This is a genomic window from Streptomyces spongiae (genome assembly GCF_009377185.1).
GTDB lineage: Bacteria > Actinomycetota > Actinomycetes > Streptomycetales > Streptomycetaceae > Streptomyces > Streptomyces spongiae.
Genome location: NZ_VJZC01000260.1, coordinates 1 through 13434 on the forward strand (window position 1 = coordinate 1; position 13434 = coordinate 13434).

General features: G+C 69.9%; 14 protein-coding genes. 12 read left to right on the forward strand and 2 right to left on the reverse strand.

The window, feature by feature from the left end; translation table 11 throughout:
- The first annotated feature begins 53 nt into the window (after positions 1-53).
- The 8 genes from FNH08_RS28665 to FNH08_RS53225 are packed head-to-tail and all read left to right on the forward strand — an operon-like array spanning position 54 to position 5889.
- Complete coding sequence (locus FNH08_RS28665; RefSeq protein ID WP_322725631.1) at positions 54-1856, forward strand: nickel-dependent hydrogenase large subunit; 1803 nt, start codon at positions 54-56, stop codon at positions 1854-1856.
- Positions 1856-2410: a nitrogen fixation protein NifU gene (locus FNH08_RS28670; RefSeq protein ID WP_194238650.1), complete on the forward strand. Its 555-nt coding sequence runs from the start codon at positions 1856-1858 to the stop codon at positions 2408-2410. The genes FNH08_RS28665 and FNH08_RS28670 overlap by 1 nt, the downstream gene beginning before the upstream one ends.
- Complete coding sequence (locus FNH08_RS28675; RefSeq protein ID WP_194238651.1) at positions 2407-3066, forward strand: DUF5947 family protein; 660 nt, start codon at positions 2407-2409, stop codon at positions 3064-3066. The genes FNH08_RS28670 and FNH08_RS28675 overlap by 4 nt, the downstream gene beginning before the upstream one ends.
- On the forward strand, positions 3051-3257 hold the full coding sequence (locus tag FNH08_RS28680; RefSeq protein WP_152774432.1) for a hypothetical protein: 207 nt from the start codon (positions 3051-3053) through the stop codon (positions 3255-3257). Before FNH08_RS28675 ends, FNH08_RS28680 begins: the two co-directional genes overlap by 16 nt.
- Positions 3254-3952 (forward strand): DUF6084 family protein, encoded by a 699-nt coding sequence (locus FNH08_RS28685; protein ID WP_152774433.1) that lies wholly within the window; start codon positions 3254-3256, stop codon positions 3950-3952. Before FNH08_RS28680 ends, FNH08_RS28685 begins: the two co-directional genes overlap by 4 nt.
- Complete coding sequence (locus FNH08_RS28690; protein ID WP_152774434.1) at positions 3949-4986, forward strand: hypothetical protein; 1038 nt, start codon at positions 3949-3951, stop codon at positions 4984-4986. Before FNH08_RS28685 ends, FNH08_RS28690 begins: the two co-directional genes overlap by 4 nt.
- Positions 4983-5747 carry a hydrogenase maturation protease gene (locus tag FNH08_RS28695; protein WP_322725632.1) on the forward strand — a complete coding sequence of 255 codons (765 nt, stop codon included), beginning with the start codon at positions 4983-4985 and terminating at the stop codon, positions 5745-5747. Before FNH08_RS28690 ends, FNH08_RS28695 begins: the two co-directional genes overlap by 4 nt.
- Positions 5748-5754: 7 nt before the next feature.
- Positions 5755-5889, forward strand: a complete 135-nt coding sequence (locus tag FNH08_RS53225; RefSeq protein WP_265579806.1) for a DUF6893 family small protein — start codon at positions 5755-5757, stop codon at positions 5887-5889.
- A gap of 74 nt (positions 5890-5963) precedes the next feature.
- Here FNH08_RS53225 and FNH08_RS28700 read toward each other — a convergent pair whose 3' ends face one another.
- Entirely contained in the window at positions 5964-9167 is a 3204-nt protein-coding gene (locus FNH08_RS28700) for a glycoside hydrolase (protein ID WP_322725634.1), read from the reverse strand.
- Between the two features lie 238 nt (positions 9168-9405).
- Here FNH08_RS28700 and FNH08_RS28705 point away from each other — a divergent pair, with 238 nt between their 5' ends.
- Genes FNH08_RS28705 through ppk2 form a run of 3 tightly spaced genes read left to right on the forward strand, consistent with a single transcriptional unit; the run spans position 9406 to position 11749 of the window.
- A complete protein-coding gene (locus FNH08_RS28705; RefSeq protein ID WP_152774435.1) occupies positions 9406-10560 on the forward strand; it encodes an inorganic phosphate transporter in 1155 nt (384 codons plus the stop codon).
- A 17-nt stretch (positions 10561-10577) separates the two neighbouring features.
- The gene (locus tag FNH08_RS28710; RefSeq protein WP_152774436.1) at positions 10578-10811 is read left to right on the forward strand and encodes a hypothetical protein; all 234 of its coding nucleotides are present in this window, start codon (positions 10578-10580) and stop codon (positions 10809-10811) included.
- Positions 10812-10858: 47 nt separating this feature from the next.
- Positions 10859-11749, forward strand: coding sequence for a polyphosphate kinase 2 (gene ppk2, locus FNH08_RS28715; protein WP_152774437.1), 891 nt, complete (start codon positions 10859-10861; stop codon positions 11747-11749).
- A 23-nt stretch (positions 11750-11772) separates the two neighbouring features.
- Here the strand turns inward: ppk2 and FNH08_RS28720 are convergent, their stop codons facing one another.
- Positions 11773-12324 carry a GNAT family N-acetyltransferase gene (locus FNH08_RS28720; RefSeq protein WP_152774438.1) on the reverse strand — a complete coding sequence of 184 codons (552 nt, stop codon included), beginning with the start codon at positions 12322-12324 and terminating at the stop codon, positions 11773-11775.
- A gap of 226 nt (positions 12325-12550) precedes the next feature.
- Between FNH08_RS28720 and FNH08_RS28725 the strand changes: the two genes are divergently transcribed.
- Positions 12551-13387: an RNA polymerase sigma factor SigF gene (locus FNH08_RS28725; RefSeq protein WP_152774439.1), complete on the forward strand. Its 837-nt coding sequence runs from the start codon at positions 12551-12553 to the stop codon at positions 13385-13387.
- Positions 13388-13434 lie beyond the last annotated feature (47 nt).

The following is a 13434-nucleotide window of genomic DNA, read 5'->3' on the forward strand; positions in this document are numbered from 1 at the left end:
CCGCCCGTGAGTGACCCCCCTGTGTGCCCCCTTGTGCGAAAGGAACCCGCCCAGTGACGACGAGCCAGGCCGCTCCCACGGAGGAGCGCACCCTCACCGACGTAGCGTTTGATCCCATCACCCGGATCGTCGGCAACCTGGGCATCTACACGAAGGTCGACTTCAATGCCCGTGAGGTCGTGGAGTGCAGGAGCACCTCGTCGATCTTCCGCGGCTACAGCGTCTTCATGAAGGGCAAGGACCCCCGCGACGCGCACTTCATCACCAGCCGCATCTGCGGCATCTGCGGGGACAACCACGCCACCTGCTCGGTGTACGCGCAGAACATGGCGTACGGCGTGAAGCCGCCGCCGCTCGCCGAGTGGATCATCAACCTCGGCGAGGCCGCCGAGTACATGTTCGACCACACGATCTTCCAGGACAACATGGTCTTCGTCGACTACTGCGAACGCATGGTCAAGGAGACCAACCCGGGTGTGTGGGAGCGCGCCGAGCGCACCCCCGCCCCGCGCGGCGACCAGCACGGCCACCGCACCATCGGCGACATCATGCGCTCGTACAACCCCTTCGAAGGGGCCACGTACAAAGAGGCGCTGGTGATGAGCCGCCTCACCCGCGAGATGATCTGTCTCATGGAGGGCCGCCACGTGCACCCCTCCACGCTCTACCCGGGCGGAGTCGGCACGGTCGCGACCCCCCAGCTGTTCACCGACTACCTGGTGCGCCTCACCCGCTGCCTGGACTTCGTCAAGCGCGCCGTCGCCATGAACGACGACGTCTTCGACTTCTTCTACGAGGCCCTGCCCGGCTACGAGGAGGTCGGCCGCCGCCGCACCATGCTCGGCTGCTGGGGCGCGTTCCAGGACCCGGAGATTGTCGACTACGACTACAAGAACATGAACGAGTGGGGCAACCGCATGTTCGTCACCCCGGGCATCGTGGTCGACAACCAACTCGTCACCACGGACCTGGTGGACATCAACCTCGGCATGCGCATCCTGCTCGGCAGCTCCTACTACCAGGACTGGACCGGCGAGGAGACCTTCGTCGACAAGGACCCGCTGGGCAACCCGGTCGACAAGCGCCACCCCTGGAACCAGACCACCCTGCCCGCCCCGCAGAAGCGCGACCTCAACGGCGGCAACTACAGCTGGGTGATGAGCCCCCGCTGGTTCGACAAGCGCACCAACGACTTCCTCGCCCTGGACACCGGCGGCGGCCCCATCGCCCGCCTGTGGGCAACCGCCCTGGCGGACAAGGTGAACACGCCCTACGTCCGTTCCACCGGGCACAGCGTGCAGATCGACCTGCCGAAGACGCCGTCCTCGCCCGAGGTCCGGCTGGAGTGGACGCCGCCGCCCTTCCCCAACACCATCGAGCGCAACCGGGCCCGTATGTACTTCGTCGCCTACGCGGCCGGCATGGCGCTGCACTTCGTCGACCAGGCCCTGAACGAGGTCCGCTCCGGAGTCACCAAGACCTTCCAGGACTTCAAGGTGCCCAAGGACGCCATCGGCTGCGGCTTCCACGAGGCCGTACGCGGTGTCCTCAGCCACCACATGGTGATCCGCGACGGCAAGATCGCCAACTACCACCCGTACCCGCCGACCCCGTGGAACGCCAGCCCGCGCGACTTCTACGGCACGCCGGGACCGTACGAGGACGCGGTGCAGGGCTGCCCGATCTTCGAGGAGAACGGGGCGGAGAACTTCAAGGGCATCGACATCATGCGCACCGTCCGCAGCTTCGACCCCTGTCTGCCGTGCGGCGTCCACATGTACCTCGGCGGTGGCCGCACCCTCACCCAGTCCCACTCGCCGACCTTCGGCGCCCTGGCCGGCCAGGCGGGTCACTGATGCCCTTCGAGCCCTGGGACGACGCGTACGCCCGCGGCCAGGTGGCACTGGCCGAGGAGCGGTTGTCCGGCCTGGACACCCTGCCGGACGGCGTCGCCGCGGCCCGGGCCGCACAGACCGTCGAGGCACTCGTCGGGCTGTACGGACAGTGCCTGGGGCGGATCACCGCCGAACTGGCCGAACACCCCGACCTGCTGGGCCGGCTGGTGGCCGACGAACTGGTCGGACACCTGCTGCTGATCCACGACCTGCACCCCGAACCGGTCGAGACCCGGGTCCTGCGGGCCCTCGCCGAACTGCCCGGCCCTCCGGAACTGGTGGAGCTCTCCGAGAACGCCGTACGCATCCGGATCCAGGGCGGCGGCTGCGGTTCGGCCGGGACCGAGCAGGCCGTACGGGACGCGGTGGCCGCGCGGGCGCCGGAGATCGAGGACGTACGGGTCGAGACCGGCCGGGCGGAGGGGGCGCTGATCCCCGTCGACGCGCTGTTCCGCGACCGCGACCGCGACCGCGATCGTGACCGTACGCCCGTCGGCGGAGGTGCCTGCGGATGAGCGGGCTGAGGCGCGTGGCCCGGCGGGCGGCCCGGGCCGGGGACCGGCGCGAACGTGAGCAGCAGTGCGACCTGTGCGCCGAACCGCTGGTGTACGGGCACCCGCACCGCCATGTACTCCAGCTCGCCACCGGAGGCGTCTCCTGCGCCTGCCGTGCCTGCGCCGTGCTGTTCGACCACGGGGCCACCTCCTCCGGTGGCTACCGGCTGCTGCCCGAGGAACGGCGGCGGCTCGACGACTGCCACATCGACGACACCCTGTGGGCCGGCCTCGGCGTCCCCGTCTCCCTCGCCTTCTTCACCCGTTCGGAGGAGACCGAGGAGGTCACCGCGGCGTACCCGAGCCCGCTGGGCGCGCTGCGTGCCACCGTCCCTCCGGACAACTGGCGCGAGGTCGAGCAGTGCCATCCCGACTTGCCGGAGTCCGTCAGCGACGTCCGAGCCCTGCTGGTGAACCGGGCCCGCGGCGCGAGCGAGCACTGGCTCGTCCCGCTCGACGACTGCTTCCGCCTGGTTGCCGTCGTGCGCGCACACTGGAAGGGACTGGACGGCGGCCCCGAGGTGTGGCAGCGGGTCGAGGACTTCTTCCGAGCACTCACCGAACCGACCGAACCCACCCCCTTCCCCATCGAGGAGGCGTCATGGGCATCACCGTAGGCAGACCCGACGTCGAGCCCGACAAGCCCGCGCACGTCGCCGGCGTACGGCGCGGCAACCACAAGGGCATGTACAAGCGTCAGCCGGGACACCGCCGCGACGACCGCTCCACGGCCCGCCGCTCCACCGGCATCAACGCCCGGCACCGCAACCCGGTCGACCGGGACATGCCGAACCTGTCCCCCGCATGACGGCGCCTGTCGCGCTGTCCGCTCCGGTGGCGCCGGACCTGGCGTTCGCCGTCACCGGAGCGGAGGAGGAGCGCTTCGCCGCGCTGCCCACCCTCCGCTTCCGGCTGGAGATCGCCCGGACCGGCGGCAGCCCCGTCGGCTCGATCGCCCTGAACACCGTCGTGCGCATCGACGTCGCCCGGCGCCGCTACGGGCGGGAGGCCGAGGACGCCCTCGCCGAGCTGTTCGGGGCGCCGGAGCAGTGGGCGAGCGGCATGCGGCCGCTCACCTGGGCACGGACCACCGTCCACGTCCCCGCGTTCGACGACCGCACGACGGTGGAGATCCCCGTCGAGTGCCCCTACGACACCGAGCTGGCCGTCGCCAAGTACCTGCGCGCGGTGCGCGACGGCGACGTACCGCTGGACTTCCTGTTCAGCGGCACCGTCTTCCACAAGGCCCCCGGCGGGCACGGGCTCGCCGCCTCCCGGATCTCCTGGACGGACGGCGACACACGCTACGCCCTGCCGGCCGGCCTGTGGCACTCCCTGACCGACCGCTACCACGCGGGCAGCCCCTGGCTGCGGCTCTCCCGCCACACCTACGACAGGCTCGACGCCTACCGCGCCCGGCATGTCCTCGGCAGCCCCGACGACGCCGTACGCGCCCTGCTCGACAGTGCCGCCCTCCACCACTCGGGGACCTCCATCTCATGACCCTCACCGACCACTCGGACCTGTCGGGCGTCCCGACCGTCCCCGACCTCTCCGAGGTCGAGAAGATCACCCGGACCTGCCTGTACGAGGGCTATCTGCTGTGGCCCTACCGGCGGTCCGCGCTGAAGAACACCAAACGCTGGACCTTCGGCGCCGTCTTCCCGGCCGCCTGTGCCGACGTGCTCGGCGAACGGGCCGTCATGACCACCCAGGTGCTCCACGAGGGACCCGCCGACGACCTGACGGTCCGCGTGCGGTTCCTACAGGTGGTGGACCGCACGGTCATGCGGGACGGCCACCCCGTCGACGAGCTGACCCTGGCGGGGGAGCGGTACGTCAGCTGGCAGGAAGTGACCGAACGCGAGGTCGTGCTGACCGGCGTCCCCGGCACCTCTGCAGTCGACATCCCCGAGGGCACCGACACCGAGCCCCTGGGTGGGACCGCCGCCCTCGTACGGACCTGGCGACGGCTCAGCGGCACGGTGGAGGTCACGGCCGAGCCGGTCGCGGACGGCGTGCGCCGACTGACCGTGCGGATCGCCAACACCACCGACTGCCCGGTCCCCGAGCGGGGCGCCCGTCACGCGCGGGAGGCCGCCGCCGCGTACGCCTTCGTCTCCACCCACACCGTGCTGCACTGCGAGCACGGCCGTTTCGTCTCGCTCCTCGATCCGCCCACCGCGCTGCGCGACCAGGCCGCCGCCTGCTGCAACGAGGGCACCTGGCCCGTGCTGGTCGGCACTGACGACGGCGACGGCCGGGCCCACACCGTGCTGTCCTCGCCGGTCACCCTGTACGACTTCCCGCGCGTCGCGCCCGAGAGCCCGGGCGACCTGTTCGACGGAACGGAGATCGACCAGTTGCTCGTGCTGAGCGTGCTGAGCCTGACCGAGGAGGAACAGGCCGAGGCACGGGCGAGCGACCCGCGGGCACGCGAGATCCTCGACCGCTGCGCCGGGCTCGGCATGGACGAACTGATGGGCCTGCACGGCGCCATCCGGGAGTTCCGCGCGGCCACGGGGGAGGGGATGTGAACGGCGTCTCCTACCGCCCCGGCACGCGGGTGCGGCTGCGGCCGTCCCGGCGGGCGGACATCATGGACCTGGCCCTGGCGGGGCGGATCGCCGAAGTCGCCGCGGTGGAGGAGGACTTCGAGGGACAGGTGCACGTCGCGGTCGTCCTCGACGGCGACCCGGGCCGCGACCTGGGGTCCGCGAGTCAGATCGGCCACCGGTTCTTCTTCGCCCCCGACGAGCTCGAACCGCTCGACGGACCGGCCGGCTCCCCGCCGGGTCACCGCGTCCTCGTCGCGGGCGTCGGCAACATCTTCATGGCCGACGACGGCTTCGGCCCCGAGGCCGCCACCGCCCTGGCCAGCCGGTCCTGGCCCGACGGGGTCCACGTCGCCGACTTCGGCATCCGAGGGATGGACCTCGCCTACCGCATGCTGGACGGCTACGACACCGTGGTCCTGCTGGACGCCATGCCGCACGGCGAGTCACCCGGCACCCTCAGCCTCATCGAGCCGGATGTCGCCGCACTGCCCGGCGAGGGCGCTCCCGAGGCGCATGCCATGGACCCCGTCAAGGTCCTCGCCCTCGCCCGTCACCTGGGCGACGGGACGCTTCCCCGCGTCCTCGTCGTCGGGTGCGAGCCCGAGGTCCGTATGAACGGCGACGAAGTGGACGTCGTCGTCGGCCTCAGCGAACCGGTGCGTGAAGCCGTCGAGCGGTCCGTGCCGTTCGTCGAGTCCCTCATCGCCGATCTGCTCGCCGACGCAGCGGAGAGGAGGTGAACCTGCCATGAGGAAAAGAGGTCTCCTCATCCCCTCGAACATCGTGAGGGCCTCCGTCGGAGCCTTCACGGCCGTCCTGGTCCTCGTCGCCCTGACCGAACTGCCGGAGATGCGCCGCTACTTGAAGCTGAAGTCGATGTGAGGGAGGGAAGGGGAGCCCGGCCGCGGCTCCCCTTCCCGATGTCCCGTAGGGTCCCGATGCCCCGCAGGGCCGCCTCAGCGGCGCACGAGTTCGATCCGGTACGTCCGTGTCCGTGATCCGTCCTCGCTGGTCACGGTGACGACGGCCCGGGTCCGGCGGCCCTCGGTGGTCCGGTCGACCGCGACGCTCGCGTAGGGGTCGCGTGCCGTCGCCGTGACCGTGCTCCGGTTCGGGTCGCCGGTGACGACCCGGTAGTCGGTCGTGTCGGGGTCGAACGCCGTGACCGGGACTCCGGCCACCTCGATCGACGTGGCGGCGGCGTCCGAGGAGACGCCGGGCGCCCTGGCGTACACCTCGATCTCGCTCATGGTGATGTAGCCGCCCTGACGCGCGGTCATGATCACACGGACCGCGGTCGCCGGTCCTGCCTCCAGCGGGACGTCGACCACCGGCGTGCCCTCGGTCCCTACCTCGACGGTGTCGCTCGCGTCGGTCCACGCACTGTCGTCGCCCTTCCGTACCTGCACCTTCAGGCTCTCGGGGAAGGAGACGTTGGTCCCGTCCCGGTGGAAGTGGGCCACGACCCGGTCCAGGTCGCGTGCCGCCGGCAGCGTGAAGGTGATGGTGTCGGAGGAGTTCTTGGTCCCCGACTTCCAGTTGGACCATGCCTTCTCGGAGAGGTCGCCGTTGCGCAGGCGTTCCGCGGAGTAGCCGCTCTCGGTGAACGTGGCGCCGACCGAGACGTCGTCGTCGGGCGCGATGTTGGTCTCCACCGGTTCGGTGACCTGCACGCGCACGGACGCGTCGACGGTGCTGCCGCCTACGACCTGTGCGACGCCGCGCAGCGTCACGACCCCGGTCGTGTCGAACGCCCCGTCCGGTGCCGGGGTCCAGGTCACGGGGAGATCGGCCCGGCCTCCGTTCCTGCCGACCCCGACGACCGTGTCCGGCAGCTTCGGATCCCCGCCCACGTAGGTCTTGGCGCGGCCCGGGAGGGTCGAGGCGATCGTGTCGACGGTGACGACCGCCCTCGCGGGGATCTTCCGCCCGAGGGCGTCCGTCGCCTCGCCCTTGACGCGCACGGTCCCGGGATCGCTCCACTTCCGGTCGGGCGGGAGGTCCCACACCACGGGCAGGGAGCCCCGGGAGCCGTCCCGGAACACCGGCGTCACCGACTCCGGGAGCTTCGGCCGCAGGCCGGGGACGGTGAAGACCTCGGCGGGCTCGGTGCGTAGCACCGTCTCGTCGGCCACGGACCAGCGCTGGTTCGCCGCCGAGGTCGGGGTGTACGTCGACACCTTGGCGCCGTCCGCCGTGGACTGCCCGGTGACGTCGATCAGGCGGCCGGTGGCGGCGTTGACGAAGGTCCAGGTGTTGTCGCCGGTCGTCGACATGATCCACTGGGCGGCTTCGGGTACTTGGCCGTCCGGCGCGCCCGGGTCCTCGAGGACGGCCTGGTTGTCGCGTACGGCGAGCCGCTTGCCGGTCGTGGCGCCGGTGAGGGTGTAGCGCTCACGGTGGTCGGTGCCGCGCGTCAGCTTCCTGACGGCCCACAGCTGGTCCGCGCTGCCGGCGTCGGTCGTACGGATGACGACGCCGCTGCCGTCGGCCGACGGAGCCAGCGACTTCCCGCTCTGCGCGCCCTGCAGCCGGTAGACATGGCCGGGCTGCACGAGGGCCGCGTCCTTGGCCACGCCGCTGACACCCTGGACCAGGAAGGTCGTGACCGACTTCGCGGGGACGGTGAGGGTGGCCGCCCGGTCGGTGACCCGGACCGGTGTGCCGCGTTCGAGGGCGCCGTCGGCGCTCGTCACCACCGGTGTGACGGTGGCCTTGGGCGTGACCTTGCCGAAGCGCGAGAGGTCGAGGGTCACGGAGCGCGCGGACGTGCCGCTGTTCACGTGCACCACGGTCGCCGCCCGACCGGACTTCTTGACGGCCGCCACGCTGGACGGGTCGTCGACCTTCACGAAGTGGTCGCCGGGGCGGATGTGATGGGTGAAGTTACGGATGGTGTTGAACTTGGAGTTGGTCCGGATCGGGCAGGTCTCCAGGGTGTCCTCGGCCGTGCAGTTGAACGGGACGTGGATGCTGCCCCAGTTCTTGCCGGCCGCGGCCTGGGGGATGGCGTCCTCGACCGGCTGCCAGAACACCCAGGCGGAGGGCTCCAGTTCGCGCATGTCGTCGACCATCCGGGTGGCGATGCCGAGCCCCGGCTCCATGCTGGTGAAGTCGGTGCCCGTGCCCCAGGTGCCCTCGACCTCGCTCATCCAGAGCTTCTTGTCGGCGCCCTTGGCGATGTCGCGGGCGCTGGTGCGCATGCCCGTGCCGTACGTGTGCACGTTGAGCTGGTCGACGGCGTTCCGGGCGGCGGTGCCGTAGGCGTTCCAGTTCTGGGTGAAGATGCCGGGGTTGGTCTCGTCCATGGCGGAGACCTTGGCGCGGGTCTTCGCCCCGCGGAGCGCGTCCTGGAGTGCGAGGACCACCTTCTGCTGGAGCTCCGGCCCGGCGTGCGCGCCTTCCTGGCGCCCGCCGGTGGGCCGGCCGTCCGCGCCGATCTGGGTGCCCCAGTAGGGGGTGTTGGGCTCGTTGAGGGGGTCGATGGTGTCGAAGGTGATGCGGTGCTTCTTCTCCAACTGCTCGCTCACGCGCACCAGATAGGTGGCGAAGTCGTCGACGCGGTCGGCTCTGATCTGGTCCGTACTGGCGTCGAACCCGCCGGAGACGTATCCGCTGACCGTCTGGAACCACGGCGGCGAGTTGCTGAACGCCTCCCAGCGGGTGACCTTCTTCTTGACCTGGTCCACCCACCAGCGCTGGCCCGCGTCGGCGTCCCAGTTCCAGTGGTCCTCGTTGTTCGGGTCCCACCAGTCCATGTCCTGCCGGGTGGTTCCCTCGGGGGCCTTCCAGAAGCCCTCCATGGTCGCGCCCGCCTTCATGTAGTCCTTGCGGACGTCGGGCGCGTTGCCACCACCGATGTTGTACCGCGCGATGTTCAGGGCGAGACCGTCGTCACCGAACAGCATGTCGACGAGCCGTCTTCGGATGGGATCCGGATAGCCGCCCGTGGCGTTGGCGAACCAGACGAGACTCGTACCCCACCCCTCGAACTCCTGCTGCTGGTAGGACGGATCGATCCGCACGGTAACCGCGCTCTGCGGCGGCGCGTCCGCTGCGGCGGCCGGTGCAGTGGCGGCCGGTGCGGCGACGAGGCTCGCGCCGAGCACCAGGGGAACTGCTGGCGCCAACGCCCGGATGTTGCGATGTCGGCTGGACACGGCACTCCCTTCCAGAACACTCCAGAACACAGAGACGAACAGAATCGACCAGAAGCCATCGAGCCTCCCGATGCTCGATCACGGATGTGGACACGTCAAGGCGTCGGGCCGGTTATGGCTGGATGCCCACGACACCGGGTGCGGTTTCCCGGGGCCTATGCATGTTCATTCCATTCGGCATGCTCGGTCTTTGCCTGCGGTTCGCCCGTTGTATGAAAGCGCTCGCTTCCATCGAGGAATGGACCACATCACGTTCCTCGTGGCGGTCGTCATCGTCACGGCGCTGGCCTTCGACTTCACCAACGGGTTCCACGACACCGCGAACGCGATGGCGACGTCCATCGCGACGGGCGCGCTCAAGCCGAGAACGGCGGTCCTGATCAGCGGAGTGCTGAACGTGGTGGGCGCGTTCCTGTCGACCGAGGTGGCGAAGACGATCTCGGGCGGCATCGTGGACGACGCGCTGGTGTCGCCGGCGATGATCTTCGCCGGGCTGGTCGGTGCGATCCTGTGGAATCTGCTGACGTGGTTGCTGGGGCTGCCGTCCAGTTCCTCCCACGCCCTGTTCGGCGGTCTGATCGGTGCCGTGTGGGTGGGTGCCGGTTCCAACGGTGTGCACTTCGACAAGGTGGTCGAGAAGGTGCTCGTCCCGGCCGTGGCCTCACCGCTCGTGGCCGGTGTGGCGGCGCTGCTCGCGACCTACCTCGCGTACAAGGTCACCGCACGTGCCCGCAAGGAGTCCGTGACCAAGAGCTTCAAGGCCGGGCAGATCGCCTCGGCTTCGCTGGTCTCGCTGGCGCACGGCACGAACGACGCGCAGAAGACGATGGGCGTCATCACGCTGACCCTGATCTCGGCCGGCGCGCTCGGCCACGACGCCGGTCCGCCGCTCTGGGTGATCGCGTCGGCGGGCCTCGCCATCGGCCTCGGCACCTACCTGGGTGGCTGGCGGATCATCCGCACCATGGGCAAGGGCCTGACCGACATCCAGTCCCCGCAGGGCTTCGCCGCCGAGGCCGCCTCGACGACCGTGATCCTCACCTCCGCCCACCTCGGCTTCGCGCTCTCCACCACCCAGGTGTGCTCCGGAGGCATCCTCGGCGCGGGCCTGGGCAGGCGCCTGGCCGAGGTGCGCTGGGGAACGGCGGGCCGAATGGTGATCGCCTGGCTGGTCACCCTGCCTGCGGCCGCGCTGGTGGGCGGCGTCGCGGCGAGTGTCGTCAAGCACGGCGGTGACCTCGGCACCGCGCTCATCGCCCTGGCAGCCCTCGCTGTCGCCGGCGGCATCGTGGTCGCCTCCCGCCGCAACCCCGTGCACGCGCACAACGTCAACGACACCCACCAGGTCACCGTCCGCACCACCGCGGCCGCGGACATCCCCGCGGCCGCCTGAACCAGGAGAGTCGATCGATGCAACTTGACTGGACCGCCCTCGGCGAAGTGGCCGCGGTGAGCACGGGAGTGACCGTCGGCGTGGTGGTCGTCTTCGCCCTCGGCGTGCTGGGCCTCGCCCGGTTCGAGGAAGCGCGCACGGACGTCGGCGGCACCCACGCGCTGGGCCTCGCCCAGGCCGCGCTGTGCTTCGTGGCGTGCGCGGCGGTGGTGGCGTACGGCATCTATCTGATCGTGCCGCAGTTCCACTGACGCACCGAGCCCACAACAACCTCTCACACCCCGGAGACGAGACCGGTATGACCGAACTGCTGTCAGGGCTGCGGGTCGACTACACCGACCAGGACGACCCGGTGCTGATCCGGCCGGACGGCAGCCCCGTGGACACCTGGCGGGAGAACTACCCGTACGAGAGCCGCATGGAGCGCCCTGAGTACGAGTGGCACAAGCGGCTTCAGCAGATCGAACTGCTGAAGCTGCAGAGCTGGATCAAGGAGACCGGCCGACGGCTCGTCATCGTCTTCGAGGGCCGTGACGCGGCCGGCAAGGGCGGCACGATCAAACGTTTCACCGAGCACCTCAACCCGCGTGGTGCCCGCGTCGTGGCGCTGGAGAAACCGACCGAGCGCGAGCGCGGCCAGTGGTACTTCCAGCGGTATGTCGAGCACCTGCCGACCGAGGGCGAGATAGTGATGTTCGACCGGTCCTGGTACAACAGGGCAGGCGTCGAGCGGGTGATGGGCTTCTGCACGGACGACGAGTACCGCCGCTTCATGCGTCAGGCGCCCGCCTTCGAGCGGATGCTCGTGGACGACGGCGTGGACCTGGTCAAGTTCTGGTTCTCGGTGTCGCAGGGCGAGCAGCGTACCCGCTTCACGATCCGTCAGGTCGATCCCGTACGGCAGTGGAAGCTCAGCCCCATGGACCTGGCCTCGCTGGACCGCTGGGGCGACTACACCGCCGCCAAGGTCGCCATGTTCCGCGAGACGGACACCGACCAGGCGCCCTGGACGGTGGTCAAGAGCAACGACAAGAAGCGGGCCCGTGTCGAGGCCATGCGCAGTGTGCTGGCCCGCTTCGACTACACCGACAAGGACGACGAGGTCGTAGGCACCCCCGACCCACGGATCGTCGGCGCCGCGGCCAACCTCCTGGAGGCGGGGGAGGACGACACCGGCCAGGGGCGCTGACCGGCGCGCCTCGCGGCACGAGGTCACCCCGTTGGTGCGCTGCTCTGCCCCGTGGGGCGCCATTCCTCTTCGAGGATGCTGAAGACCAGGGAGTCCCGCCAGCCGTCCCGGATCAACCGGGTGTGGCGCAGGTGTCCTTCCCGCGTCATTCCGAGCTTGGCCAGCACCCGGGCGGAGCCGACATTCCGTGGATCGCAGGTGGCATGGATCCGATGGAGTCCCAACTCGCCGAAGCCATACGTGAGAAGCCGCCGTGCGATCTGTGTCCCTATGCCTTGCCCCCAGACCCGCGGGTGCACGATGTAGGAGATCTCGCCCTGGCGCTGGACGTCACTGCGAACATGCAGTTCACCCATGCCCACAGCGTCCCCACCGAGGCGGGCCACATAGCAGAACCGGGACTGAGGGCTGTCCGACCAGGCTTTGACCGCGCCTTCCACGAACTCCCGGGTCTCGTGTTCCGCGTTCGGCCCCCACGGCTGGTAGCGACACGCCTCCGCACGACACGCCCATGCGTGAACAGCCGGCCAGTCCTCCGAGGTGATCCTGTCCAGGGTCACTGAGCGCTGCCTCATGAAGCGATCATGGCCCCTTCAGTGCGGCGCCCTCAAGAGCAGGCCACACACGGCACCGAATTGTTTCTTTCGTCCGGAAAGGGGAAAATGGTCGAACAGTGCTTCGGACAGGAGGCACGTCCGTGGGAGCTGGTGCGCCAGGCCCCGGGTGTCTCCCGTACGGGTTCGAGCGCGCGCCCTCCCTTTGGTGACTGCCCGGTCACTCGTGGAGGGAGATGCGATACGCATGCGCATCACCGTCAGAACGAAGCAACACCCACACGACGACGCCCCCGACACGGCCGACGCGTTCGACAGGCTCTGCACGCTCAAGGACGGGCCGGAGCGCCGGGCCGTGCGTGACGAGATCGTCCAGGCGTGGTTGCCCATGGCCGAGCGGATCGCAGTCCGGTTCCGGGGGCGCGGCGAGTCCCTCGAAGACCTCTGCCAGGTGGCGGCGCTCGGCCTCGTCAAGGCTGTCGACCGTTACGACCCGGTGCGGGGGAACGCCTTCGAGAGCTACGCCGTCCCCACCATCACCGGCGAGATCAAGCGGCACTTCCGGGATCACATGTGGGTCCTGCACGTGCCGCGCCGCGTCCAGGACCTGCGCAACCGGGTGCGCTCGGCGTCGAAGGACCTGTCGCAGGAGGTCTCCGGACACAGCCCGACCGTCGCCGAGATCGCCGAGTACGCCCACCTCAGCGAGGAGGACGTACTCGTTGGTATGGAGGCCCTGGACTGCTTCAGCACGCTGTCGCTGGACGCCGAGCTGCAGGGCAGCGACGACGGGTTCTCGCTGGGGGACGCCCTCGGCGGACCGGACATCGGCTTCGACCTCGTCGTCGACCGCGAGTCCGTCAAGCCCTGCCTGCGCGCGCTCCCGGAACGCGAGCGCACCATCCTCTACCTGCGGTTCTTCCGGGGTATGACGCAGAGCCGCATCGCTCAGCAGCTCGGCATCTCCCAGATGCACGTCTCCCGGCTGATCAGCGGCTGCTGCGCCCGCCTGCGCGACGAGATGCTCACCGAGCCCGACGAGATGCTCACCGAGCCCGACGAGATGCTCACCGAGCCCGTGTGACCGCGAGCAGGCACGGTGTCCTCGATCCGGCCGCCCGGTCGAGAAAC